Raw genomic sequence first — 25,317 nt, forward strand, 5'->3', positions numbered from 1 at the left:
TCCAGGTCATAGCCTGATTGCGTGTCCAATACGCCTCCACAGTTCGTGGCCGCCCTCGCCTCCCTTCGCCGGGTGGCCCGGCCGGATTCGCTGACGTTCCGAGAGATCCCGGCGCCCCAACGGCTGGCCCCCTACTCGGCGGCGGTGGCGATCCAAACCGTGCAGGAACACGGGGGTCAACCCCTGGGACAGTCCACTTTCGTCATCCTCTACGATCCCGAGCAGGCGGAGATCTGGGGCAGCCCCCTGCGTCTGGTCGGTCAGCTTCGGACTCAGATTGACGAGGAGATGAGTTCCGATCCGCTCCTGGGAGAAGTCCTCTGGCTCGGCTTGAGGGATGAGTTGGGCGAGGCGGCCGAACTGCTGCTGGGAACGGTCACCCGAGAGATTTCCCAAACCTTTGGCGGCTTGGAGTTGCGTTCGTCGACTCTTAACATTGAGTTGCGGTGCTCCTGGAGTCCGGTTCAGGATGACTTGGCTCCGCACCTGGAGGCCTGGGGGAACTACCTGCTGCAGGTAGCTGCCATTCCCAGCGAAAACTACTTAGGATTTGAGGTTCACGATGCCTGAACTGCCCGTACTGACCACCTTGGCAGACGGGGTACCCGAGGTCATCGATACCCAGCAGGGACTATCCGAGGCGATTGAACAGTTGGCCACCAGCCGAGCCTCGGTGGCGGTGGACACCGAGCGGGCGCAGGGTTTTCGCTACGGGGCCGAAGCGTGGCTGGTACAGATCCGCCGTGCGGACGTGGGCACGTTCCTGATCGACTCGCACGCACTCCCGAAACTGGCTGAGCTGAACGCGGTTTTGGACGCGCCCTGGATTTTCCATGCCGCCGGCCAGGACCTCCCCAGTCTGGCGGAACTGGACCTGGTTCCCCCCGCCCTGTTCGACACCGAGGTGGCGGCGCGCCTAACCGGAGTCCAGCACTTTTCCCTCCAGGGGGTGTGCGAGGAGGTGCTCGGGTTCTCCTTGGAAAAAGCTCACCAAAACGAAAACTGGTCGGTCCGGCCCCTGCCGCTCCCCTGGCTTCGCTACGCGGCCATGGACGTGGAGGTGCTCCCCCAACTGGAGACGGCGCTGACCGAGCGGCTGGAGGAACTGGGTCGGCTGGAGTGGGCCCGCCAGGAGTTTGACTACGAGCTAACCCACCCGATCAAGTCGAAAGCCCCCCGGTGGGAGAATCTGAAGGGAATTGGCAAGCTCCGTCGCCCCCAGGAACTGGCGATCGCCCGGGAACTGTGGACCACCCGGGAGGAGATCGCAGTCCGGACTGACGTTTCGCCCGGGCGGATTCTGAACGGGCGGGGCATTCTCGAGGCTGCCCTCCGGGACCCGCAGAATCGCCGTTCGCTCCAGCAGATCGAGTTTTTCCGGCGCCCGCAGGCCCGGCGCTACCTGGACGAGTGGTGGGAAGCGATTCGGCGGGCCCACTCCCTTCTGCCCGAGGAGATGCCCCACGGGCTCCCGGCGGGTGAGGGCATTCCCCCGGCCCGCCTGTGGAAGCGGCTGCGCCCCGAAGCTCAGGACCGGCTCCAGCAGGTGCGGGCCCTGGTCGAGCGAGCGGCCAAGCCGCTAGACCTGGCCCCCGAGGTGGTGCTCCTACCCGCGACCCAGCGCCTTCTCGCCTGGGAACCGCTGGACGATCTGGAACAGCGCCTAATTGAGGGAGAAGCTCGGCCCTGGCAGCGAGAGCTAATCCTGGCCGCTAGTAAGTCGTGAGACCGTGCTGGCGAAAGATTTGCCGCGCTGACTCAACCGCTGCAGCCGAAGGTGGTTCGACCTCGGCCAGCTGATACTCCATCCCCAGTTCGTCCCACTTGTCGCGCCCCATCTGGTGAAATGGCAGCACCTCCACCCGGGTGCAGGTGGAAATTTGCGCGGCCAACCGGGCCACCTCGGCGATGTTTTCCAGATCGTCGGTCACCCCGGGCACCAGCACAAACCGAACCCAGACCTCGACCCCGGCTCGCGCCAGGCGCTGCCCAAACGCCACCGTCGGCTCCAACCGGGCTCCGGTCACCTGCTGGTAGGTCGACCGGTGGCCCGACTTCAGGTCCAGCAGACACAGGTCCAGGTCGGCCAGCATCTCGTCAGTGCAACGCCAGCCCAGGTTTCCCGAGGTGTCGATCGCGGTGTGGATCCCGGCCGTCTTCGCGGCCCGCAAGATACGCGCCACCGCTTTGGGTTGCATCAGCGGTTCGCCGCCAGAGAGGGTAATTCCCCCGCCGGTGCGCGCAAAGATGCGGCGGTAGCGCAGCATCCGATCAATCAGGCTGGCCGTTTGAACCTGCTCGCCGCGCCGCATCTCCATCGTGTCCGGGTTGTGGCAGTACAGGCACCGCAGCGGACAGCCGGAGAAGAACACCGTCATCCGCGTGCCCGGGCCATCCACCGCGGTCACCAGTTCCCAGGAATGCACCGAAGCTACCGATCCGGTCCGGACCAGATTAACCAGGTCGCGGCGACTGTCCGGCAGCTCCGACTCAACTCCCGTCAGGCCCTGCCCCTGCGGCCGGGCGCTCGGGACGGAGGCCGGGGCCGGGCGATACTCTCCCGTAACCCCGTCCCCCGCCACCCGGAGGTCAGTAGTGGACATTAGACGCGCTCGTGGAAGGTCCGCGAGATCACATCCAGCTGCTGCTCGCGCGTGAGGCGAACAAAGTTGACCGCGTAGCCGGAAACCCGGATGGTCAGCTGCGGGTAGTTCTGCGGGTTCTCCATCGCGTCGTACAGGGTGTCCCGGTTCAACACGTTCACATTCATGTGGTAGCCCTGCTCCCCCATGTACGAGTCCAGCAGACCCACCAGGTTGACTTCCTGCTCGTCCAGGGTCCGGCCCAGGCCCGAGGGAACCACGGTGTTGGTCAGTGAAATCCCATCTTGGGCCTGGTCGTAGGGCAGCTTGGCCACGGACAGCGCCGACGCCAACATCCCGTGCGTGTCCCGTCCGTTCATCGGGTTGGCCCCGGGAGCGAAAGGTTCGCCCTGGCGCCGACCGTCCGGCGTGTTGCCGGTGTGCTTGCCGTAGACCACATTCGAGGTGATGGTCAGCACCGATTGGGTATGCTGCGAGTTGCGGTAGGTCGGCAGCGCCCGGATCTTGTTCATGAAGGACTCGACCAGCCCGACCGCAATCGCGTCCACCCGGTCGTCGTCGTTGCCGAACTTGGGGAAGTCTCCCTCGATCAGGTAGTCAACCACCAGTCCGGTCTCGTCCCGGACCGGGGTCACCTGCGCGTACTTGATCGCCGACAGCGAGTCCGCCGCCACCGACAGGCCGGCGATCCCGCAGGCCATCGTCCGCAGAATCTCCGTGTCGTGGAGGGCCATTTCGATCCGCTCGTAAGAGTACTTGTCGTGCATGTAGTGAATGCAGTTCAGCGCGTCGACGTAGGTCCGCGCCAGCCAGTCCAGCAGGCCGTCGAACTTGGTCCGAACGTCCTCGAAGTCCAGGGCGCCGTCCCCCACCGGCTCGCTGACGGGCGCCACCTGGCGGCCCGAAATCTCGTCACGGCCTCCGTTGATGGCATACAGCAGCGCCTTGGCCAGGTTCACCCGGGCCCCAAAGAACTGCATCTGCTTGCCAATAGCCATGGCGGAGACACAGCAGGCGATCCCGGCGTCATCCCCCCAGGATTCCCGAATCAACGAGTCCGACTCGTACTGAATGGCGGAAGTCTCGATCGAAGCCCGAGCGCAGAACCGCTTGAACCCTTCGGGCAGCTGCTCAGACCAGAGCACAGTCAGGTTCGGTTCGGGCGCGGGACCCAGGTTGTACAGCGTCTGCAGCATCCGAAACGAGTTCTTCGTTACCAGGGTTCGGCCGTCGCACCCGTTGCCGCCGATCGTCTCGGTCACCCAGGTCGGATCGCCGGAGAACAGCGCGTCGTACTCGGGGGTGCGGAGGAAGCGGACGATCCGCAGCTTGATCACGAAGTCATCCATCAGCTCCTGAGCTTCGACTTCGGTCAGGCGCCCATCCTCCAGGTCCCGCTGCAGGTAGATGTCGAGGAAGGTGGAGGTCCGCCCCAGGCTCATGGCAGCGCCGTTTTGCTCCTTGACCGCAGCCAGGTAGGCAAAGTAGAGCCACTGGACCGCCTCGCGGGCCGAAGTGGCAGGACCGGAAATGTCATAGCCGTAGGAGGTGGCCATCTCTTTCAGCTCCTGGAGCGCCCGAATCTGCTCGGCCAACTCCTCGCGCAACTGGATCACGTCGTCGGTGGAGAACCGGTCGTCCAGCTCCGCCTTGTCCGCCTGCTTTGCCTCGATCAGTCGGTCCACCCCGTAGAGGGCAACCCGGCGGTAGTCGCCAATGATTCGGCCCCGCCCGTAGGCGTCGGGCAGGCCGGTGACAATGTGGGAGGAACGAGCCGCACGCACGCTCTTCGGGTAGACGTCAAACACGCCCTGGTTGTGCGTCTTCCGGTAGACGGTGAAAATCTCTTTGATGATCGGGTCTACTTCGTAGCCGTAGGTCAGCAGGGCGTTCTCGACCATCCGCCAGCCACCGTTAGGAATCATGGCCCGCTTGAGCGGCGCGTCAGTTTGGAGGCCCACAATCAGGTTGTCATCAGCACTGATGTAACCCGGCTCGTGCGAGGTGATTCGGCCCGGGACGTGATTGTCGATGTCGAAGACGCCGCGCTCACGCTCCGCCGGGAACAGCCCGCACAAAGTCTCCCAAACCCGCTGGGTTCGATCCGTCGGACCGGCCAGGAACGAGTCGTCACCCTCGTACGGGGTGTAGTTCTCCTGGACAAAATCTCGCACATCGATGGTTTTCTCCCACCGACCCGTTTTGAACCCAGTCCACGCAGTAATGGTCGCCATGGTGACTCCCTTTTGTCGCTCAGACGGGAGGTTTTCCCGCTGCTTCAAGCTTATGAATAAATACTTGAGCAGTCGTGATAATTATGGGTGCTGGTCCTCACACACGGACGTGAAACCGCTCCATTTCAACCCTATGCGAACTGTGCCACAATCTAGTTGGGGACTAATGGCCCAATTAAATATTTCTCGATATCGAGCTTCTTAATAGTGCGGATTCTACCGCTTCAACCAATCCGGCCGAATCGAGTCCCAAGCGAGCCAGGATCTCCTCGCGTTTTCCCTGCGCTTGGAATTCGCGGGGGACCCCGCGGACCAGCACCGGTACCTGTGTTTGGCGGGCCAGTTCGGATCCGACGCCGCCGACCTCAAGTCCGTCCTCAGCCGAGACGACCACCCGGTACGAGTTGGCTACCTCCACCAGCTCGGGGGCGACCGGTAGCACCCAGCGCGGGTCCAGAACGTCGGCCTCAATCCCCCGGGACTTCAGTTCCTGCGCCGCCTCCACCGCATAGTGCGCGAGCGGGCCGAGCGCCACCAGGAGCACGTCGGCCTCCCGGCCGCGGTAGAGGTAGTCGCCAGCGGCGGAAGTTTCGGCCACCGCCAGGTCCGGCGGCAGGGCTCCCTTCGGGTAGCGGAGCAGGGTCGGGCCGGAGCTGTCGCCCACCGCCTCGTCCAGTTCAGCCCGCAAAGTGGCGCCGTCTCGCGGAACTGCTACCCGGAGCCCGGGCACCATCGCGGCCAGCGACAGGTCCCACATCCCGTTGTGCGACGGGCCGTCGTCGCCGGTAATGCCCGCGCGATCGAGCACCACGGTCACCGGGGCTCGGTGCAGGGCCACGTCCATGAGCAGCTGATCAAAAGCCCGATTCAGGAAGGTCGCGTAGAGGGCCACCACCGGGTGCGCCCCGGCAAACGCCATCCCGGCGGCCGAGGTGAGGGCGTGCTGCTCCGCAATACCCACGTCCACCACCCGATCCGGGAACCGATTGGCCAGGGGTTGGAGGCCAACCGGCGCCTTCATTGCGGCGGTAATGCCGACCACATCCGGGTTCCGCTCGGCCAACTCCACGATCTCCTGAGCAAACACCGCCGTCCAGCCAAACCGCTGCGGAGCCACCGGTAGACCGGTCTCCGGGTGAATTTTCCCCACCGCGTGGAACCGGTCCGAGACGTCCTCTTCGGCCGGCACGTAGCCTCGTCCCTTCTCCGTGATGACGTGGACGATCACCGGGCCGCCGAAGCTCTTGGCCAGCTCCAGGTTGTACTCCACCGCAATCAGGTCGTGGCCGTCAATCGGACCCAGGTATTTCAGCCCCAGTTCCTCGAACAGCACCTGGGGGGCTAGGACATCCTTGATTCCGGCTTTCAGCCCGTGCAGTGCCTCAAACGCGGCCCGCCCCGGCTCGCCCAGGGAAAGGAGCTTCCGCTTCCCCCAGGCCAGCGAGCGCTCATAGTGCTCAGAGGTCCGCAGCCCCGCCAGGTGGCGAGCCATTCCGCCGACCGTCGGCTCGTAGGAACGGCCGTTGTCATTGACCACCACAACCAGCGATCGATCCTGATCCTCGGCCATATCGTTTAGCGCTTCCCAGGCCATTCCCCCCGTCAGGGCGCCGTCGCCAATCACGGCCACCACCGACCCGGCCTGACCCCGGCGGCGGCGCTCGCGAGAGACACCGTCAGCCCAGGAAATCGCGGTCGACGCGTGAGAGTTCTCCACCACGTCGTGAGCCGACTCGGCCCGCGACGGGTACCCGGACAGTCCGCCCGGCTGGCGCAGCTGGGTGAAGTCTTTGCGTCCGGTCAGCAGCTTGTGAACGTACGCCTGGTGGCCGGTGTCCCAAATGATGGTGTCGCGCGGAGAGTCGAACACCCGGTGCAGTGCCAGGGTCAACTCAACCACCCCCAGGTTGGGCCCCAGGTGACCCCCTGTCTTGGCCACCGACTCGATCAAATAGGCCCGAATTTGCTCGGCCAAACTCACCAGCTCAGCGGCGGTAAGAGAGTCGAGGTCACGGGGGGTTTGGATCCGGTCCAGTAAGCTGCGCATAGGTCGAGTCTAGTCAAGCATCACAGTTTTTCTATTCCCGATGTGCAACTACGTAATCAACTAGACTTGTCGCTGTTAGTACCGACCGCCAAAGATGAGGCAAGCGATGAGCAAAGAAGTTGCATCCTACGGTTCCTGGATTTCTCCCGTAACCGCACAGAGCTACGCGGGTCGCTCGGTGACCCTCACCCAGCTCCGAATGGACGGACCCGACATCTACTGGGTCGAAGGCAGTCCGCGCCGCGAAGGCCGAAAGGTCCTGCTGCGACGCAATGCTCTGGGGCAAACCGGTGAGGTGCTCCCGCTGCTGGAGGGCTCCCGCCTCGTCCACGTCGCCACCCGGGTGCACGAGTTTGGCGGGCGCGCCTACGCGATCAAGAACGGACGGATCGTCGTGTCAAACGGCACTGACGACCGGGTCTACTACTTCGACACGCGGACCCTGCGGGCCCAACTGGTGCCGCTGACGCAGCTGGACAAGTGCCGCTACGGCGACTTCGAGATCGACGAGGCTCGGGGCGTCGTCTACGCCGTCTGTGAGGACCACACCGACCCCGATCACGTCCAGCATTCCCTGGTGGCAATTCCGCTGGATGGGTCCGGGGCACGCGACACCTCGAAGATTCGCACCATCTGCGACCAGACCGACTTCGTCTCGTCGCCCACCCTGTCCCCCGACGGGTCCAAGCTGGCGTGGGTCACCTGGAACCGGCCCGAGTTGCCGTGGACCAAGTCCGAGCTGCGCGTTGCCGCTATGAATGCGGCCGGCGAACCGTTCAAGCAGGTCACCCTGGTGGATCGACCCGACGTGGCCGTGACCGAGCCCCGATGGACGTTTGCCGGCGACCTGATCCACATTGACGACTCCAGCGGTCATGCGAACCTGTACCGCACCGAGGGGTTCACTACCAACGATGGCGAGCCGCAGGATGCCTGGGCGACCAGGTTGCGGACGCGGGTCCTACACCCGGGTCCCCGCAGCTTCACCACGCCCCGCTGGCACCTGGGTCTGCACAGCTTCGACGTGCTGGACAACGACCACCTGATCTGCTCGTGGGCTGAAGACTCCCAGTGGCACCTGGGCACCATTCAGCTTTCGAACGGGTTGATGGAAGAGTGGGACACCGGCTGGTGGCCGATTGGCAACGTGGCGGCCAGCGAGGGCCGGGTCGTCTTTGTCGGCGACTCTTCGACCCACTACCCCGCGATCGTCCGAGTCGACAATGCCGCGGTGAAGGTGGTCCGGACCTCGAACGAGGCCGAGATCGACCAGGACTACAACTCTCGCGCGGAGCACGTGACCTGGACGGCCCGGGACGGCCTGAAGGTGCACGGGTTCTACTACCCGCCGAACAACCCCCAGTTCACCGGCCCCGAAGACGAACTGCCACCGCTGATTACCATGGTCCACTCCGGGCCTGCGAACGCTGCGCTCCCGGGCTTGTCCCTGGCCAAGCAGTACTGGACCACCCGCGGATTTGCGGTGCTGGACGTCAACTACCGGGGTTCGACCGCGCTCGGGCGCAAGTACCGCGAATCCTTGAACGGCCAGTTTGGCGTGGCCGAGGTGGCCGACATTGTGGACGGCGTCAACTGGTTGGCAGAGCAGAAACTTATCGACTCCAAGCGGGTGGCGATTGCCGGTTCGGGAACCGGGGGCTTCACGGTGATGGCGGCGCTGGAGTCGACCGAAGTATTTTCGGCCGGCACTTCCCGCTACGGCTATTTGGATCTGCGCCGGACCCTCACCCACGCGCCCATCGTCGACGCCGACTACCTGCGGCGGCTGATGGACTCCTCGGACAGCTCCGACCCGGTCTGGGCTGAGCGCTCGCCGATCAATCAGCTGGCCCGGGTGAATGCCCCGGTTCTGCTGATGGGCGGCGCCAACGATCCAATCGTCACCCCGGACGAAATTGAAGAGGTGTACCAGAAGCTGGTCGACAGCGGCAAGGAAGTTGCGAAAGTCATCTTTGACAATGAGGGTCACGGGTTCGTTCGGGCCGACACCCTCGAGTCGGCCTGGCGGACCGAGTTGGCGTTCTACGCGGACATCTGGGGCATTGAGTTGCAGCACCCGGTGCCGGTAGAGATCGCCAACCGCGGTTCGCGTCCGGTCGTCAACCCCGTTTAGCGGCCTAGGCTGCCCGGTCGGAGCTGAACAGCTTCGGCAGGGCAGCCGTGCCGACGGCCGTTACCAGCCAAACTATCAGCGTCGCCAGCACCCAGGTGCCGGCCCCCCGGATGGTCATCCCGCTGACCACGAACGTGCCCACCAGCAGGGAGACGAAGACGGAAATGAGTCCAACCCCGCCAACCAGCACGGAAGCGTAGCGGTCCACCACCTTTTCAATTAGGGGCGATAGCACAGCCTGCGCCACCGCGAAGACCACGATCGCCAGGATAAAGCCCCAAAGGGTGAACCTGAAGCCGTCCAGTAGCCACTGGGCAATGAAAAGCCCCAGGGCTGACGAACCGAGAAAGACAACTAGTTTGCTGAGAATCTTGCCCATGCGAGCCTCCTAACCCATCTTCACCAGGGCTGGTGAAGTTCCTGCTCAATGTACTGGACTAAAGGGCTTTGGGCGAGCGCAAACCGGCGCTTAATCTCATGTGCAGTTTCTCGGGTCCAGTTGCCGTCCCCTCCCGTCCCGGTTTCCGCTCCGAGTGCGTCCACACCCCCGGTGTTTCCATTGCCCAATCTCCGCGGGGGCCTAAGATAGGGACATGGCACTTTACGTGATTGAGTATCGGTACGATGAAGACCTGTCTAGTCTGGTCAACGATTTTCGCCCGGCCCACCGGGAATACCTCCGCCGGCTTCAGGACCAGGGCAATCTGGTGGCCTCGGGCTTCCTGCGCGACGCGGTTTTCAACGGCGCGCTGCTGATCCTCAACGCCGAAACGGCCCAGCAGGCGACCGCGCTGCTCAACGAGGACCCCTTCGTCACCAACGGGCTGATCCACTCGTTCCAGGTGCGGGAATGGCACCCGACCCTTGGGTACCTGGCGGACGACTTCGACAAGACGTTCCCGGCGTCCTAAGCCGATCAAATCACCTGACACATCACCTGGGTCAGGGCCGCGGCCACCTGCCGTGGATGCTCGACGCAGGTCAGGTGGCGCGAGTTCTTGATCACCTGGAAGCTGCCGGCCGCACCCGGGATTTGGTGGGCCAACTCTTCGGCTTTCCCGGGGCTCATCCCCGCGTCCTCGTCCCCGGTGAGGATCAGGGTTGGGACCTGGATCTGCGACAGGTCCGCCCGCAGGTCGGTGTTCCCGATCAGCTCACAGCAGTACGCATAGCCCTCGACCGGACAGGCAAGGAATGTTTCGCGCGTCCGCCGGTAGCGGGACTCGCCCTTTCCCGCTCTGAATTCCGGGGTGAACCACCGATCCATCGTCGCGTCGACCAGGGAGGACATTCCTTCGGCCCGAACCAGTTCCGCGCGGTCAAACCAGGGCTCCGACGGAAGCAGCGCCGCTCCCGAATCGAGCATGGCCAACGAGAGGACCCGCTCGGGAGCCATCTCGGCCACCGCGAGGGAGGCAATCGCGCCGAGGGAGATGCCGGCCACGTGAAACCGGCCAATCCCCGCCTCGTCCAGCTGAGACAGGAGTACCTCCACCACGGTCTCCATTCGAGCCGGGCCCGAGGGTATTTCCGAAGCTCCGTGACCGGGCAGGTTCCACCGGACAATATGCCAGGAATCGGCCAGGTCGGCCACCACCTCGTCCCAGATCCGAACGTCTGAACCGAGCGAATGGGCCAACACCAGCGTGGGAGCCCCGGCCGGCCCGTCTTGCTGCAACTCGAATGCGGTCATCCGCTAGCTCCCCTCGTGTCGAAACCGCGTCGTGTAGCGGTAACACACTTCCATCAAAGCACTAATTGCCAGGCCGACGCCACCAATTAGCGCCCACTGCTGGGGGTCGGGCCACTGCAGGGCGAAGAACTCCCTGGTCCAGGGGATGAGCACCCCCAGCAGGGCGCCGGCCGCCATCACGCAGATCAGCACCAGGCGCCACAGGTTGAACGGGCGCGCGGTGATCCCGAGCAGCCACAGGGCCCCGAGGATCAGCGTCAGGGTCGCTCCCGTCTGGCCGATCTCCGTATGCTCGCCCAGTAGGAGGTATACGATCAGCGCGCCCGTGCCCATCAGCAGACCGGATGGCACCGCCAACCAGAGGGTTCGGCGAAGGAAGCCGGGGTGATACCGACGGTGGCTGGGAGCCAACGCCAGGAAGAAGGCAGGGGTCCCAATCGTCAGGGCCCCAATAAAGGTCAGTTGCCGCGGCAGGAACGGGTAAACCCAGCCGCAGACCGAAACGATCACCGCCAGCATCACGGCGTAGGTGGTCTTGGACAGGAACAGGGAGGAGACTCGCTCCATATTCGCGATAATCCGTCGCCCCTCGGCCACCACACCCGGCAGGACTGAGAACTCGCTCTTCATCAGCACGAGGCGGGACACCGCTTTTGTGGCCGGCGCGCCATTGCCCATGGCAATTCCCAGGTCCGCCTCTTTCAGCGCCAGGGCGTCGTTGACTCCGTCCCCGGTCATGGCGACCGTGTGGCCCCCACGCTGCAGGGACCGGACCAGCGCTCGTTTCTGCTCCGGGGTGACCCGGCCAAAGACGTCCACCTCGGCGGTGGCCCGGTCGAACTCGGGAGTGTCGATTTCGGGGAGAGTGCGCGCGTCCACCACCTGGAGCGTTCGACCGTCCCCGCCCAGGTCTAGCCGGTCGGCAATGGCCCCGACCGTTCCGGGGGCATCGCCGGAAATCACGCGGACCCGGACTCCTTGCGACCGGAAGTATTCCAGGGTCTCGGCCGCATCGGGTCGGATGTCTTCAGACAGTACCGCGATCAGCTGGGGTGAAAGGTCCTCGGGCAGGGGTTGATTCTCGGCAATCGGGCCGCCGGCCCGGGACAGGCATAGGGTTCGCTGGCCCCGGGACGATGATTCCGCCACCAGCTGGCGGGCGGCTTCCGCCGCGTCTCCTCGGGCGTTGGCCAGCAGGATTTCCGGCGCTCCGAACACCCAGCTGCCATTCGCGCCGCTCAAAGCCGACCATTTGCGCGTCGAGTTGAACGGAACCTCGGTCAGTTCCGTCGGCAGGTCCGTCGCCGACCAGGCTTGGCTCCGCAGCAGTTCCTGCACCGCCGTGGCGGAAGCGTTCGTTTCGTCGGAGGTCAGGCGGCCAAGCGCCCCGGCCAGATCGGCTTCCGAGGCGGCCCCCGGCAGAACCGTCAGTTCCTGCCCCCGAATCCCGCCGGTGGTGAGGGTCCCGGTCTTGTCCAGGCACAGCTCGTCGACGCGGGCCAGAATCTCCACCGCCGGAAGCTCCTGGACCAGCACCCCCCGACGCGACAGGGTGGCCGCCGCCAGTCCAAAGTTCATCGAGGTCAGCAGGACCAGCCCCTGGGGGATCATGCCCACCACCCCGGCAATCGCCAGGATGACGGCCCCGCGCCAGTTGCCGGCGTCCGCCCGAGTCTGGGACCAGACCAGGAGGACCACCACCACCGGAAGCACCACCATGATCCACTTGAGGACCCGGTCGATTGCCCGTTGAATCTCCGAGGTCACGACGGAGTACTTTCGCGCTTCAGCGGTGATCTTTTGGGCCCAGGAGTCGGCCCCCACCTGGCGCACCCACATTCGGCCCGAACCGGCCACTACCGCTGTCCCCGAGAGGAGCTGGTCGTCAACCTGCTTTTTTACCGGCAGCGACTCACCGGTCAGAATTGACTCGTCCACCTCCAGGCCCCGAGTGGATAGCACCGTCCCGTCGGCCGGAATTTGGTCGCCGAGGCGCAGCTCGACCAGGTCGTCCACCACCAGGTCGTCGTTGTTGACCGTCTGTACCTTCCCGGCGCGCAGCACCTGGGAGGTGGGGGCGGCCAGGACCGCCACCGAGTCCAGCACCCGTTTGGATCTGAGCTCAGAGCAGACGCCAATCGCCGCATTGATCACCATCACGAGCGCAAAGACCGAGTCGCGCCAGTCCCCCATCGCCAGCACCACCACCATGGCGGTGGTGAGGATGGCGTTGAACGGCGTGAAGATGTTCGACCGAAGAATCTGGCTGACGGGTCTGGAGGTGGTGCGCGGGACCCGGTTGGTCTGACCCGCTTGGACCCGCTCAGCCACCGCCTCGTCCGGAAGTCCATCCGGATAGGGAGGAAAGCTCATGGGGACCATCCTAGCTAGTGGAGGCTACTGCTCCACCTGCGGCGGGCGGGCCCGGTCCATTCTGCTCTTAATCAGGGAGGCCACCACGGTCAGCACAATCACGCCGCCAATGACGGACAGCGACATGCCGATCCCAATGTCGGGCACGTGGAAGCCCTCTCCGCCGTTCAGGAACGGCAGATTGTTCTCGTGCATCGCGTGCAGAATCAGCTTGACGCCAATGAAACCCAAAATGATCGCCAGCCCGTAGTGCAGGTAGACCAGGCGCGACAGCAACCCGTCGATCAGGAAGTAGAGCTGGCGCAAGCCGAGCAGGGCCATCGCGTTGGCGGCGAACACGATGTAGGGCTCCTGCGTGAGACCGAAGATGGCGGGAATCGAGTCGAAGGCAAACATCAGGTCGGCCGTCCCGAGCGCCAGGACGCAGAGCAGCAGCGGGGTCAGGTAGGTCTTGCCGTGCTGGCGAGCCAGGAACCGCTGGCCGACAAAACCGTCGGTCACCGGGAACATCTTCCGGACAAAGATGGTGAACCGGTTCTCCCGGTACTCCCCGTCATCGCTTTCGCCCTCAACTCCCTGGCGAGCCTGCATGATGGCCGTCCAAATCAGCCAAGCCCCGAACAGGTAGAAGATGGCCGAGAACCGTTCAATAATGGCGGCACCCACCAGAATGAAGACCAGGCGCAGGACCAACGCGATGATGATGCCGGACAGCAGTGCCTTCTGCTGGTACTCCCGCGGAACGCGGAAGGACTGCATGATCAGCACGAAGACGAAGAGGTTGTCGACTGAGAGGGCTTTCTCAGTCAGGTAGCCGGCGAAGTACTCGCCCGCGTAAACCGAGCCGAACTCCCACCAGGTCAGCACGCCGAAGAGGATCGCCAGGCCGATGTATCCCACCGACCACCAGGCGGCTTCCTTCATGGTGGGAGCGTGGGGAGTCCGGACGTGCCCGACAATGTCAAAGGTGATGAGGACGAGAACGATCGCGCCCAAGATGAGCCATGACCAAACGCTGACTTCCATCCGATTCCATTCCGTTCGTAGGGTTGACCAACCAGTTGAGGTCTTATCCCACCTGGAACGGAACCAGGTGTTGATGCCGAGCCGGTTGTTCCCGAGCCGTGTTGACGACATCAACTTAGCGAGATTACTCCCCCCGGGGACAGTCTAGGGGGTGACGGAGGGCCTAACAACCGGGAACCGGCGAATGCGGACTATCCCACCCGACTAATTGGCCGCCCGCATGGCGCGCAACTCCTTCTTTAGATCGTTGATCTCGTCGCGCAATCGAGCCGCCACTTCGAACTGCAAATCGTCGGCGGCCGCGTGCATCTGGGCGGATAGTTGCTCGATGAGCCCAGCCAGGTCCCCTTCCGCCTGGGCGCTCAACTGGGTCCGGATGCTCGGAGCGCCGGCCGCGGGCTCCGACAGCTCGTTCCCAGCCCGGTATCCCCCGGCCAACAGCTCCTGGGTGTCGATATCCTCACGCGCCAACATGTCCGTCACGTCGGCGATCTTCTTTCGCAGGGGCTGCGGATCGATCCCGCGCTCTTCGTTGTAGGCGATCTGGCGGGCGCGGCGGCGCTCAGTCTCGTCAATGGCCTCCCGCATCGAGTCGGTAATTTGGTCGGCGTACATGTGCACTTCCCCGGAGACGTTCCGGGCGGCCCGGCCGATGGTCTGAATCAGGGACCGGGTCGAGCGCAGGAAGCCTTCCTTGTCGGCGTCGAGAATCGACACCAGGGAAACCTCGGGCAGGTCCAAACCCTCCCGCAGCAAGTTGATCCCAACCAGGACATCAAACTTGCCCAGGCGGAGCTCCCGCAGCAACTCCACCCGCCGGAGTGTATCCACGTCGGAGTGCAGATACTCCACTCTCACCCCGCGCTCTGCCAGGTAGACCGTCAGCTCTTCCGCCATCTTCTTGGTCAGCGTCGTCACCAGCACCCGCTCATCCCGGTCAACCCGGACCCTAATCTCATCCAGCAGGTCGTCAATCTGTCCTTCGGTTGGCTTCACCACCACCTTCGGGTCGACCAGACCGGTCGGGCGGATGATTTGCTCCACCACGTCGGGGGCTTTGCTCATTTCGTAGGGTCCGGGAGTGGCCGACAGGTAGACGGTCTGACCGATCCGCTCCAGGAACTCCTCCCACCGAAGCGGTCGGTTATCCATCGCTGAGGGCAGGCGGAACCCGTGTTCCACCAGGGTGCGCTTGCGCGACATGTCCCCCTCGAACATGGCCCCGATCTGCGGGACGGTGACGTGAGACTCATCAATAATCAGGACGAAGTCATCCGGGAAGAAGTCCAGCAGTGTGTGCGGGGGCGTGCCGGCCTCACGCCCGTCAATGTGACGGGAGTAGTTCTCAATCCCGGAGCACATTCCCATTTCCCGCAGCATTTCCAAGTCGTAGGTGGTTCGCATCCGGAGGCGCTGAGCCTCCAGCAGCTTGCCCCGCTGCTCAAACCACCGGACCCGCTCTTCCAACTCTTCCTCAATCGAGGCGATGGCGCGCTGCATTCGCTCACGCCCGGCGACGTAGTGGCTGGCCGGAAAGACGTGCACCCGTTTGGTTTCCCTAATCAGTTGCCCGGTCAGGGGGTGCAGCACCGCCAGGGAGTCAACTTCATCCCCAAACAGCTCAATCCGAATGGCCAGTTCCTCATAGACCGGGATGATCTCGATCGTGTCTCCCTGGACCCGGAACGTCCCGCGGGTAAAGGCGATGTCGTTGCGGGAATACTGCATGTCCACAAAAGTGCGCAGCAGCTCATCCCGGTCAATCCGCATCCCCACTTCCAGCTCAATCATCCGAGCCACGTACTCTTCGGGCGTTCCCAAACCGTAGATGCAGGAGACCGAAGACACCACCACGGTGTCTCGCCGGGTCAGCAGCGAGTTGGTGGCCGAGTGGCGGAGCCGTTCCACCTCGTCGTTAATGGATGAGTCCTTCTCAATGAAGGTGTCCGTTTGCGGCACGTAGGCCTCGGGTTGGTAGTAGTCGTAGTAGCTGACGAAGTACTCCACCGCATTGTTCGGCAGCAGGCTGCGAAACTCCGAGGCCAGCTGGGCCGCCAGGGTCTTGTTTGGCTCCATCACCAGCGCCGGACGCTGAATCTGCTCAATCAGCCAGGCCGTGGTGGCCGACTTTCCGGTCCCGGTCGCGCCGAGCAGGACAATGTCCTGTTCCCCCTCGTTGAGCCGACGGGCCAACTCGGCAATGGCCGTCGGCTGGTCCCCCGAGGGCGTGTACTCGGAAATAACCTCGAATGGGTGTTCGTCTGAGCGCAGGATCATAGCCACCAGCCTAGCCACTCACTCCGACAAGTCCATCTCGTCAGCGCTCGGCTAAACCCAGCTCCCGTCCCAGCTCGAGCACCGACCGGTCCAACTGGTCCCGGTCGCCGTCGTTGACCAGCACGAAGTGCGCCAGAGCGCGCCGCTCCTCGTCCGTTGCCTGGGCTTCGATCCGCGCCCGCGCTTCCCGGTTGGGCAGGCCCCGCCGGTGCAGGCGAGCCAGGCGCAGGTCGAGTGGGGCCTCAACCACCACCACGGCGTCAAACTCCCCCTCCATTCCGGTCTCCACCAGAAGCGGGACGTCATAAACCCCAACCTGACCCGGTGCCAGCCCGGCAAACTGCTCGATCTTGGCGGCGGCAATCAGGGGGTGGGTGATTTGCTCCAGTCGGAGCCGAGCCGCGGGATCGTCAAAGACCAATCGGGCCAGGGCAGCGCGGTCCAATTGACCATCCGGCCGCACCACCCCCGTGCCAAACTCGCGGGCCAGCTGCTCCAAGCCGGGGCTTCCCGGAGCCACCACTTCGCGGGCCAACTCGTCGGCGCTCACCACCACTGCCCCGAGCGCACCCAACTGCTCGGCCACCGTCGACTTGCCGGTCCCGATGCCCCCGGTCAAACCAACCAGGTAGGGCTGCCCGGGCTCGGGATGGGAAGGAGGACGAAGACGAAGCAGACTCATCCTCTCATCGTAGTCCGACGGCGTAGGCTGGCGGGCATGGATACCTACGCCCACGGCCATCATCCCAGCGTCGTTCGGTCCCACGCTCGCCGAGGGATCGCCGATTCCGCCGCCTACCTGCTCCCCTCCCTGAGGCCGGGACTGCGGGTCCTGGACGTGGGGTGCGGGCCGGGTTCAATCACCCGCGAGCTGGCCGAGCGTTTCCCCGGCTCCCAGTTCGTCGGGGTGGACCAGCAGCCGTCCGTCCTTCAAACCGGAGACCTGCCGAACCTGCGATTTGAGGTGGGAGACGCCTACCAGCTGGCCTTCCCGGATGCCAGTTTTGACGTGGTTCACGCGCACCAGGTGCTGCAGCACCTGGGGGACCCGGTGGCCGCCCTGCGTGAGTTTCGCCGGGTGGTTCGGCCCGGCGGGATCGTCGCGGCCCGCGATGTCGACTATGAGGGCCTGACCTGGTATCCGCGCCTGCCGGAGCTGGACCGGTGGCTGGAAATTTACCTGCAGATTGCCCGCCAGCACGGGGGCGAGCCGGCCGCTGCCCGCCACCTGCGCTCCTGGTTCCGAGCCGCAGGTTTCACCGACCTTCAGATCACCGGCTCGGTCTGGACCTACGCCTCGGACGAGCAGGTGACCAACTGGGGCCAAACGTGGCGTCAGCGGGCCGTCGAATCCGACTATGCAAAGTTTGCACTGGAACTGGGCCTCGCCGACCGGGAGGAACTAGCTGAAATCTCCCGCGGGTGGGATGCCTGGTCCCACCACCCGGACGCCTGGTTTCAGCTGCCCCACGGCGAGGTGATCGCCGCCGGGTAGCACTGAGGGGCACCGCCGAATCGGCGATGCCCCTCAGGGATGAACTAACTAGTTGTTCGAGGTCAGCTTCTCGCGCAGAGCAGCCAGGGCCTCATCCGAGGCCAGGGTGCCTTCGGAGGCGTCCGCCGACGAGTAGGACGTCGGGGCCTGCTCATCGCTCGGAGCCTGCTCGGAGTCGGCCTCCAGGGCGGCCTGCACCTGGGCGCGGTGAGCTTCCCACCGGGCCTGGGCTTCGGCGTACTGGGCTTCCCAAGCTTCCCGCTGGCTGTCGTAGCCCTCCATCCATTCCTGGGTTTCGGGGTCGAAGCCTTCGGGGTACTTGTAGTTGCCGTTCTCGTCGTACTCGGCAGCCATCCCGTACAGCGACGGATCGAACTCTTCCGAGGTTGGGTCCACGCCTTCGTTTGCCTGCTTGAGCGACAGGGAGATCCGACGACGATCCAGGTCGATGTCGATCACCTTGACGAACACGTCGTCGCCAACCTTGACCACCTGTTCGGGCATTTCCACGTGGCGCTGAGCCAGCTCGGAAATGTGGACCAGGCCTTCGATGCCGTCTTCGACGCGGACAAAAGCGCCGAACGGAACCAGCTTGGTCACATTGCCCGGAACAACCTGGCCGATCGCGTGGATGCGAGCGAAGGTCTGCCACGGGTCTTCCTGGGTGGCCTTGAGGGACAGGGACACGCGCTCGCGGTCCATATCCACGTCCAGCACCTCAACCTCGACGGGCTGACCGACCTCAACCACCTCGGACGGGTGATCGATGTGCTTCCAGGAGAGTTCGGAGACGTGAACCAGGCCGTCGACCCCGCCCAGATCCACGAACGCACCGAAGTTGACGATCGAGGAGACGACGCCCTTGCGGACCTGACCCTTCTGCAGGGTGTTGAGGAAGTTGGTGCGAACCTCGGACTGGGTCTGCTCCAGCCAGGAGCGACGCGACAGGACCACGTTGTTGCGGTTCTTGTCCAGTTCGATGATCTTCGCATCCAGCTCGCGACCGATGTAGGGGCCGAGCTCGCGCACGCGGCGCATCTCGACCAGAGAGGCGGGCAGGAAGCCACGCAGACCAATGTCGAGGATCAGGCCGCCCTTGACGACCTCAATGACGGTGCCGGAGACAACGCCATCCTCGTTCTTGATCTTCTCAATCTCGCCCCAGGCACGTTCGTACTGAGCACGCTTCTTCGACAGCAGCAGGCGACCTTCTTTGTCTTCCTTCTGCAGCACGAGAGCTTCGATCTTATCGCCCACGGCGACGACGTCTTCGGGATCGACATCGTGCTTGATGGACAGTTCGCGAGAGAGAATAACGCCCTCGGTCTTGTAGCCAATGTCGAGCAGGACTTCGTCACGATCGACCTTGACAACAGTTCCCTCCACGATGTCGCCATCGTTGAAGTACTTGATTGTTTCGTCAATGGCCTTGAGCAAGTCCTGCTCTGAGCCAATGTCGTTGATGGCAACTTGAGGGGTACCAGCGGTGGGCTGGACACTAGAGGTGGTCATGTAGTTGTAAACTCCGAAACGGACAATTATCTAGATGGATAGGACAAGCGCCCACGGTGACCAATTGGGCACCACGAACACCCTCAAAAGCCTACCAGTGTCCAGCTCGGACTAAACCAGCCAAATTGTTACATTTTGCTCACAATCTGCAGGTTTCAGTGGGCAGCGTCCTTCCAGGACCGACCCACGCCGACTGCCACCTCCAGCGGAACCGACATTTCGGCGGCCTGACCCATGCTTTCGCGGACCAGTTCTTCCACTTCTTTCCGCTCACCGGGGGCAATTTCTAGCAGCAACTCGTCGTGAATCTGCAGCAGGAGCCGCGAGCGGTATTTTCCATCCCGCAGCCGCTGGTACACGTCGTTGGTCGCTATCTTGATAATGTCCGCCGCCGAGCCTTGAATCGGCGCATTCAGGGCCGCCCGTTCAGCCATCTCCCGGACCCGGTGACTATCCGAACGCAGCTCGGGGAAATACCGTCGGCGCCCAAACATGGTCTCGGTGTAGCCCGTCTGACGAGCCACCTCCACCACCTCGTGCAGGTAGCGGCCGACTCCGCCAAAGCGCTCAAAGTATCGGGAATGAAGGTCGCGGGCCTCATCCACCCCGACCCCAAGTTGGCGCGACAACCCAAACGGGGACAGTCCGTAGGCCAGCCCGTAGGAGGTAGCTTTGATCCGGCTCCGAAGCTCAGAGGTGACCTCGCTGACCGGGACGCCGAACACCATCGACGCCATGGTCCGGTGCAGATCCTCCCCCGAGTTGAACGCGGCAATTAGTTCCTGATCCTCCGACAGGTGCGCCATGATCCGCATTTCGATTTGGGAGTAGTCGACCGACATCAGCGCCTCGTAGTCGGGGCCGCAGATGAACGCCCCGCGCACCCGGCGTCCGGTCGCGGTGCGGGTCGGGATGTTCTGCAGGTTAGGCTCGGCCGAAGCCAACCGGCCAGTGGCGGTCACCGTCTGCTGGAACGTGGTGTGAATCCGGCCGTCGGGTTTCACCTCGGCCCGCAGCCCCTCGACCATTTGTCCCAGTTTCGTGTGGTCCCGGTGACGGAGCAGAGCCTCCAGGAACGGGTGCCCCGTCTTGGCGAACAGGTCGGTCAGGGCCCCGGCGTCGGTGGTCCAACCGGTCTTGGTCTTCCTCGTCTTTGGCATTCCCAGCTCTTCAAACAGGATTACCTGCAGTTGCTTCGGGGAACTCAGGTTCGCCTCGTGTCCGATGGCTGCAAACGCGTCCTCCTGGGCCCGCGCGGCCCCGGCCGCCAACTCTTGGGCCAGCTCGTCCAACACGTCGAGATCCATGGCGACGCCGGCCTGTTCCATCCGGGCGAGCACCCGCTGCATCGGGATCTCCATCGTGGTCAGCAGCGCCGTCATCTGGTCCGCGTCCAGCTGGGCGCGCAGCGGGGCCTCCAGGCGTGCGGTCAGCAGGGCTTGCTGTGCCAGGCGCCGGACCCACCCGGGTTCTGCGTCCTCGTCCAGGTCGGCGGCCGAGAAGAGCGCCCCCTCGTCCGCCTCCTCCAACTCTTCCCCGAGGTACTCCCGGGCCAGTTCCGCCAACGAGTAGCCGCGCCGGTCTGGTCGGCACAGGTACGCGGCCAGTTCGGTCTCAAAACTGGGACCCGGCAACTGCCAGCCGCGAGCGGCAAAGGCGTGCGTCGCCGCTTTGGCCTCGTGGATGACCAGGTCCGGGTCACTGGCGAAAAAGTCTGCGAAGGCCCGGTCCTGAGCCGGATCCAGCTGGGCCGGGTCGACTACCAGTGCTTCCCCCTCGGCTAGCAACGCGAACCCGGTCAGGTCTCCGGCTGCGGGTCGGCCCACCCCCGAGTAGGCCAGCGCAAAGTGGTCCCGGCTTCGGAGCCAGTCAGCCACGTTCCGCCCCGGCTCCACCACCAGCGTGCGCTCGAGCCCAACGCCGTCGTCCTCACCGGAGTCGGCCGGCTCGCTCAACCCGTTTGGTTCCACTTGGAGCGCCTGGTAGACCCGCGAGCGCAGGCCGGTGAAATCGAGGGCGTCAAACAGCTGCTGCAGCCCCTGGTAGTCCGCCTCGGTCGGAACCAGGTCCCCCACCTCGACGCCCAGGTCCAGGTCGCTGACCAGCCGGTTCAGCCGCCGGTTCCGTCGGACGGCCTCGACGTGTTCGCGCAGTGCCTCTCCGCGCTTGCCCCCAACCTGGTCGGCTTCGGCCAGGAGGTTGTCCAGGCCGTCGAACTTGTTCAGCCACTGGGCGGCGGTCTTCGGGCCCACCCCGGGGACGCCCGGCAGGTTGTCGGCGCTCTCCCCCACCAGTGCGGCAATTTCCGGGTAGCGCTCAGGCACCACCCCGTAGCGCTCCTCGATCGCAGCCGGGTCCATGTATTTCAGGTCCGAGGCGGAGCGACCCGGGTAAATCACCGTCACCTGGTCGTTGACCAGTTGGAAAGTGTCGCGATCCCCAGAAGCCAACAGCACCCGGAAACCTGCCTCAGTCCCCTCCCGGGTCAGGGTGGCCAGGATGTCGTCGGCCTCAAAGTCGTCCTTCGTTAGGGTGCGGATCCCCATTCGGTGGAGCAGCTCGGTGATGATCTCCACCTGGCCTTTGAACTCGGCTGGGGTCTCGTCCCGTCCCCCCTTGTACTCGGGGTATTCCCGATTGCGGAAGGTCTCCCGACCGACGTCGAAAGCCACCGCAATGTGAGTGGGGTGCTCGGTGTCGATCAGGCGCACCAGCATGGACAGGAAGCCGTAGACGGCGTTGGTTGCCTGCCCACCCTTAGAGGTAAAGCTTTCAACCGGGAGGGCGAAGAAGGCGCGAAACGCCATCGAGTGTCCGTCGATGACCAGCAATGTTTTACTCACGTATGCCACCATAGAGGTATGAGTCGCACCCCGCCTAGCGCCGGACAAAATTGTCCCCAAACTGCCTCCTCTCTCAGCGACAAGCTGCAACTGGAGGTGCTGGAGTGCACGCCCGAGCGGACCGTGGTTGCGATGCCGGTTGCGGGCAACACGCAGCCGATGGGCGCACTCCACGGCGGTGCCAGTGCCGCCCTTTGTGAGACGGCCGCCTCCCTGGCCGCTTGCGCCCACGGCGAACCGAATGGACTGGTCGGCGTTGGGACCAATCTGAGCATCACCCACCTGCGGCCGGTGTTCTCCGGGCGGGTGGTGGCCGAGGCGGTGGCCACGCTCCTGGGCCGGACGGTCACCGCGCACTCGGTGCAGGTGCACGACGACGCCGGCCGGCTGGTCGCTATCGCCCAGGTCTCCAATCAGTTGATTGCGAAGCCGGTTTAGGACAGCAGCAGGGTCTCCCCTGCCTGAAGGCGGATCGGGGCCGCTTGGAACGTCGTCTCGCCGACGGTGATTTGGTCCAGTTCAAACTGCCCGAACCGGCACTCCAGACTCGATTGATCGCCGTTTCTTGCCAGCGCACCCCAACCCTGGTCGAGCAGAATCGGAATACTGCGCTCGGGGTCCCGATTCAGCTGGAGGTGTCGACTCACCGAGTCCCACTTGAAGCCACTCCACGCGTGGAGCAGGCTCCAGCCGGACAAGGCTCGGACGTAGTGGTCGCCGCATTCGATCTCGTTATAGGGATTTCTCTTCTTCCCGTCATGACGGGCCCACAGACCGCGGAGAATGCTCCAGGCCTGCTCTTCAAGTCCCTCGTAGAAGCAGTGCGCCGCAACCTGATACTCAATCCCGCTCCAGACTTCGTCACAGTACCGCGTCGGGATGGACGGGCGTCCCCCGGTTGGCCACGAGCACATCAACAGACCTGAGTCGTCACCGTCGGCGTAAACCCGATAAGGGTTGACGAAGTCGACGAAACTCGCCCGCAGATTGTGCCTGACCACTGCCTCTAGAGCTGAACGAACGTGTTCTTCTGGGAGGAGGTAGCCCAGGTCCAGCTCGTGCGCCCACCACTGCCCGATCACCTGATCGGAAAGGCATCCGTCCAGCCACTGGAACTCGGGCCTGTCGCCTGGCTCCAGCATCTGGCGATAGTACTCACCGTTGAAGAGGGCTCGATCGTACGCGACCGATCCGGTCTCGAAGCGGCGGCGCATGTCGTCGGCAACAACCTCCTCATCCAGTAGGTAAGCCATCTTCTCCATCGAACGCAGAGCCGCCAGCCAGTAGGTTCCCATGAAGGTGTTGAGTCCACACAGGTCAATGTCATGGGTAGAAGGTTGGATCCCGTGCAGCATCCCGGTCTGATTCGGATCCCATTTTTGGCAAATGTGGTCCATCAGCTGCCGAAGATTGGGCCAGTACCTGCCCAGCCACTCCAGTCCGGCACCGTTCTTGACCTCTCGATAGGTCCGCAGAACAATTGAGAGCATTCCATCCAGTGCCGGGTCTTCCGGCCCGCCGATAGGTCGATCCCAGATCTGAGGCGTCTCCAGCGGCAGCAGGACCCGGTGGGGAATGAAACCTTCCGGAGCTTGCATCACCTCAAACTCGGTCTCACGCATGTTTCGCTCCAGGGCTGGAAAGAGGCGGGCCAAACCCTGAGAGTACGCATGAACGTGAGTACAATTTAGCGGGCAAGAGCCTCCGACCTGCCCCGCCCACATGGGGGTGGAAGCGCCGAGAACTCCTTCAAATCCCCAGGTGCGCCCGTCGGCCGTTCTAAAATAGCTGGGACTGCGAACAATGGCAGCTTGCGTCAGCAGGCGTCGGGCTAGTTCCGGATCAAGATCAGACTCTGTGAACAGGCTGATCCAATGTTTGGTTGCCGCCTCCAGCTCGTCCCATCTGGTCATGGTCTCTTCCGCCACGGCCAACGCGTTGGTAAATCGATTCGTATACTCGTTTCCGATTAGGTGGTGGTTCTGGCCCCAGGCCGGCTGTCTACCTCCAAACTGGGTGAAGTTGACGTAGCGATTGGGAAAGTGCCACGAGACCAGGAACCTAACTTCGACCTGTGCGCCCGGCTCGACCGCGAACTGAACAGCCAGGCCTCCGTTCCAGGTTGACCCCGGAGCGCTGGGGCGCCCGCTGGCCCGGACTCCGTTGGGTTGCGGGTCGGCCAGGTCACTTGGCACGTCGCCCCATTCGCCGGCACCGAAATTTTGCCGACTCGAAAGGAACTGCACCAGTTGCTCCGGATCTGTCCACTCTGTCAGCGCTGAGACCAGGTCGCCTTCCGCGGTCAGCGCCATCGTGCCGTATCCGGCCGCCGACTCGTCCAAGGTCCGGTTTTCCATCAAGATGCTGGTTCGGTTGGGACCCCTCACCACTCGGTTCGTGTTGCCACCGTATCCGGAAGCTCGGACCCCATCGGGGTTGACAATCCCGTCATGCCCCACCGCATTTTGCAGCCCGGCCCCGATCCAACCGTGGACAGGGATCGAGTCGTGGTTCTTCACTGTGAACTTGAAACAGGCAACAGGTAGAGCGGAGTCCTCAGCATTTAGCGGCACTATTGGCGTGAACGCCTCGAGTCGGATCGAGACCGGGAGGGTTTCGTCCAGGTAGTCGATTCGGGCCACTGGATAGTTTCCCGAGAAGCGGGTGTCCGTTACGGTCGGCACCGTTTTGGCCAGCTCCTGTTGCCAGCGGGCAACGTGGTCGTCGTTCACCAACGGCGTTTTGGAGTGTTCGGTCGGCGGGGCCGCCAAGATCCGCACTGCGTCGAAGGGCGGTTCCCACTGGCTGATTCGCGCCGCAAAGAAAGAGCCCGGCAGCTCTCCCAAGTGGTTCCCGATATTGTGCAACTGCCACTGTTTCAGCCAGCCGTCGGCCCCAATGGCCAGATTGCCGGTCCCAATCCCTCCCAGTGGGAGGGCCGCGTAGGGCATCTCTCCGGCAGACCGTCCGGCGGAATCGATATTGGTGTTCAGAGCCGACATCTGGGTTTCCCGTCTTGTTAGAGCGTTTGGAGTCAATCGGTGGAGAAACATCTTTGAGAATCCACTTGTAATCGATTA

At 63.9% G+C, this 25,317-nt stretch carries 18 protein-coding genes; 6 read left to right on the forward strand and 12 right to left on the reverse strand.

What is annotated here, in order from left to right; genetic code table 11:
* Positions 1-21: 21 nt before the first annotated feature.
* Together SAC06_RS05980 and SAC06_RS05985 are read left to right on the forward strand one after the other, a co-directional pair.
* On the forward strand, positions 22-570 hold the full coding sequence (locus tag SAC06_RS05980) for a DUF3000 family protein (protein WP_350257398.1): 549 nt from the start codon (positions 22-24) through the stop codon (positions 568-570).
* Positions 563-1,726 (forward strand): HRDC domain-containing protein, encoded by a 1,164-nt coding sequence (locus SAC06_RS05985; protein WP_350257399.1) that lies wholly within the window; start codon positions 563-565, stop codon positions 1,724-1,726. The genes SAC06_RS05980 and SAC06_RS05985 overlap by 8 nt, the downstream gene beginning before the upstream one ends.
* On the opposite strand, the gene pflA is transcribed toward SAC06_RS05985, so the two are convergent.
* From pflA to dxs, 3 genes are all read right to left on the reverse strand, one after another.
* Positions 1,713-2,603 carry a pyruvate formate-lyase-activating protein gene (pflA, locus tag SAC06_RS05990; protein ID WP_350257400.1) on the reverse strand — a complete coding sequence of 297 codons (891 nt, stop codon included), beginning with the start codon at positions 2,601-2,603 and terminating at the stop codon, positions 1,713-1,715. The genes SAC06_RS05985 and pflA overlap by 14 nt on opposite strands.
* Complete coding sequence (gene pflB / locus SAC06_RS05995; RefSeq protein WP_350257401.1) at positions 2,603-4,837, reverse strand: formate C-acetyltransferase; 2,235 nt, start codon at positions 4,835-4,837, stop codon at positions 2,603-2,605. The genes pflA and pflB overlap by 1 nt, the downstream gene beginning before the upstream one ends.
* A gap of 175 nt (positions 4,838-5,012) precedes the next feature.
* Complete coding sequence (dxs, locus tag SAC06_RS06000; protein ID WP_350257402.1) at positions 5,013-6,884, reverse strand: 1-deoxy-D-xylulose-5-phosphate synthase; 1,872 nt, start codon at positions 6,882-6,884, stop codon at positions 5,013-5,015.
* A 106-nt stretch (positions 6,885-6,990) separates the two neighbouring features.
* Here dxs and SAC06_RS06005 point away from each other — a divergent pair, with 106 nt between their 5' ends.
* Complete coding sequence (locus SAC06_RS06005) at positions 6,991-9,018, forward strand: prolyl oligopeptidase family serine peptidase (protein ID WP_350257403.1); 2,028 nt, start codon at positions 6,991-6,993, stop codon at positions 9,016-9,018.
* A gap of 4 nt (positions 9,019-9,022) precedes the next feature.
* On the opposite strand, the gene SAC06_RS06010 is transcribed toward SAC06_RS06005, so the two are convergent.
* Complete coding sequence (locus SAC06_RS06010; RefSeq protein ID WP_350257404.1) at positions 9,023-9,397, reverse strand: hypothetical protein; 375 nt, start codon at positions 9,395-9,397, stop codon at positions 9,023-9,025.
* 214 nt (positions 9,398-9,611) lie between these two features.
* Between SAC06_RS06010 and SAC06_RS06015 the strand changes: the two genes are divergently transcribed.
* Positions 9,612-9,929, forward strand: coding sequence for a YciI family protein (locus SAC06_RS06015; RefSeq protein ID WP_350257405.1), 318 nt, complete (start codon positions 9,612-9,614; stop codon positions 9,927-9,929).
* A gap of 5 nt (positions 9,930-9,934) precedes the next feature.
* On the opposite strand, the gene SAC06_RS06020 is transcribed toward SAC06_RS06015, so the two are convergent.
* From SAC06_RS06020 to coaE, 5 genes are all read right to left on the reverse strand, one after another.
* Positions 9,935-10,711, reverse strand: a complete 777-nt coding sequence (locus tag SAC06_RS06020; RefSeq protein ID WP_350257406.1) for an alpha/beta fold hydrolase — start codon at positions 10,709-10,711, stop codon at positions 9,935-9,937.
* Positions 10,712-10,714: 3 nt separating this feature from the next.
* Positions 10,715-13,084, reverse strand: coding sequence for a cation-translocating P-type ATPase (locus SAC06_RS06025; protein WP_350257407.1), 2,370 nt, complete (start codon positions 13,082-13,084; stop codon positions 10,715-10,717).
* Between the two features lie 24 nt (positions 13,085-13,108).
* Entirely contained in the window at positions 13,109-14,110 is a 1,002-nt protein-coding gene (locus SAC06_RS06030; protein ID WP_350257408.1) for a TerC family protein, read from the reverse strand.
* A gap of 204 nt (positions 14,111-14,314) precedes the next feature.
* Positions 14,315-16,387 (reverse strand): excinuclease ABC subunit UvrB, encoded by a 2,073-nt coding sequence (gene uvrB, locus SAC06_RS06035; RefSeq protein WP_350257409.1) that lies wholly within the window; start codon positions 16,385-16,387, stop codon positions 14,315-14,317.
* A gap of 40 nt (positions 16,388-16,427) precedes the next feature.
* Positions 16,428-17,069, reverse strand: coding sequence for a dephospho-CoA kinase (gene coaE, locus SAC06_RS06040; protein WP_350257410.1), 642 nt, complete (start codon positions 17,067-17,069; stop codon positions 16,428-16,430).
* Between the two features lie 36 nt (positions 17,070-17,105).
* On the opposite strand from coaE, the gene SAC06_RS06045 reads away from it, so the two are divergent.
* Positions 17,106-17,882, forward strand: coding sequence for a methyltransferase domain-containing protein (locus SAC06_RS06045; protein WP_350257411.1), 777 nt, complete (start codon positions 17,106-17,108; stop codon positions 17,880-17,882).
* A gap of 48 nt (positions 17,883-17,930) precedes the next feature.
* On the opposite strand, the gene rpsA is transcribed toward SAC06_RS06045, so the two are convergent.
* Together rpsA and polA are read right to left on the reverse strand one after the other, a co-directional pair.
* On the reverse strand, positions 17,931-19,394 hold the full coding sequence (gene rpsA, locus SAC06_RS06050; RefSeq protein WP_350257412.1) for a 30S ribosomal protein S1: 1,464 nt from the start codon (positions 19,392-19,394) through the stop codon (positions 17,931-17,933).
* Between the two features lie 155 nt (positions 19,395-19,549).
* Positions 19,550-22,249, reverse strand: coding sequence for a DNA polymerase I (gene polA / locus SAC06_RS06055; RefSeq protein ID WP_350257413.1), 2,700 nt, complete (start codon positions 22,247-22,249; stop codon positions 19,550-19,552).
* 6 nt (positions 22,250-22,255) lie between these two features.
* Here polA and SAC06_RS06060 point away from each other — a divergent pair, with 6 nt between their 5' ends.
* Complete coding sequence (locus tag SAC06_RS06060) at positions 22,256-22,675, forward strand: PaaI family thioesterase (protein WP_350257414.1); 420 nt, start codon at positions 22,256-22,258, stop codon at positions 22,673-22,675.
* Here the strand turns inward: SAC06_RS06060 and SAC06_RS06065 are convergent.
* Entirely contained in the window at positions 22,672-25,239 is a 2,568-nt protein-coding gene (locus SAC06_RS06065) for a GH116 family glycosyl-hydrolase (protein ID WP_350257415.1), read from the reverse strand. The genes SAC06_RS06060 and SAC06_RS06065 overlap by 4 nt on opposite strands.
* Positions 25,240-25,317: the final 78 nt, after the last annotated feature.

The sequence above is a fragment of the Scrofimicrobium sp. R131 genome (assembly GCF_040256745.1).
Taxonomy (GTDB): domain Bacteria; phylum Actinomycetota; class Actinomycetes; order Actinomycetales; family Actinomycetaceae; genus Scrofimicrobium; species Scrofimicrobium appendicitidis.

Excerpts from the sequence above, each read along its gene's own strand:
- SAC06_RS05985 (WP_350257399.1), top strand. The coding sequence starts at position 563 with ATGCCTGAACTGCCCGTACTGACCACCTTGGCAGACGGGGTACCCGAG.
- pflA (WP_350257400.1), bottom strand. The coding sequence starts at position 2,603 with ATGTCCACTACTGACCTCCGGGTGGCGGGGGACGGGGTTACGGGAGAG.
- pflB (WP_350257401.1), bottom strand. The coding sequence starts at position 4,837 with ATGGCGACCATTACTGCGTGGACTGGGTTCAAAACGGGTCGGTGGGAG.
- dxs (WP_350257402.1), bottom strand. The coding sequence starts at position 6,884 with ATGCGCAGCTTACTGGACCGGATCCAAACCCCCCGTGACCTCGACTCT.
- SAC06_RS06005 (WP_350257403.1), top strand. The coding sequence starts at position 6,991 with ATGAGCAAAGAAGTTGCATCCTACGGTTCCTGGATTTCTCCCGTAACC.
- SAC06_RS06010 (WP_350257404.1), bottom strand. The coding sequence starts at position 9,397 with ATGGGCAAGATTCTCAGCAAACTAGTTGTCTTTCTCGGTTCGTCAGCC.
- SAC06_RS06015 (WP_350257405.1), top strand. The coding sequence starts at position 9,612 with ATGGCACTTTACGTGATTGAGTATCGGTACGATGAAGACCTGTCTAGT.
- SAC06_RS06020 (WP_350257406.1), bottom strand. The coding sequence starts at position 10,711 with ATGACCGCATTCGAGTTGCAGCAAGACGGGCCGGCCGGGGCTCCCACG.
- SAC06_RS06025 (WP_350257407.1), bottom strand. The coding sequence starts at position 13,084 with ATGAGCTTTCCTCCCTATCCGGATGGACTTCCGGACGAGGCGGTGGCT.
- SAC06_RS06030 (WP_350257408.1), bottom strand. The coding sequence starts at position 14,110 with ATGGAAGTCAGCGTTTGGTCATGGCTCATCTTGGGCGCGATCGTTCTC.
- uvrB (WP_350257409.1), bottom strand. The coding sequence starts at position 16,387 with ATGATCCTGCGCTCAGACGAACACCCATTCGAGGTTATTTCCGAGTAC.
- coaE (WP_350257410.1), bottom strand. The coding sequence starts at position 17,069 with ATGAGTCTGCTTCGTCTTCGTCCTCCTTCCCATCCCGAGCCCGGGCAG.
- SAC06_RS06045 (WP_350257411.1), top strand. The coding sequence starts at position 17,106 with ATGGATACCTACGCCCACGGCCATCATCCCAGCGTCGTTCGGTCCCAC.
- rpsA (WP_350257412.1), bottom strand. The coding sequence starts at position 19,394 with ATGACCACCTCTAGTGTCCAGCCCACCGCTGGTACCCCTCAAGTTGCC.
- polA (WP_350257413.1), bottom strand. The coding sequence starts at position 22,249 with ATGGTGGCATACGTGAGTAAAACATTGCTGGTCATCGACGGACACTCG.
- SAC06_RS06060 (WP_350257414.1), top strand. The coding sequence starts at position 22,256 with ATGAGTCGCACCCCGCCTAGCGCCGGACAAAATTGTCCCCAAACTGCC.
- SAC06_RS06065 (WP_350257415.1), bottom strand. The coding sequence starts at position 25,239 with ATGTCGGCTCTGAACACCAATATCGATTCCGCCGGACGGTCTGCCGGA.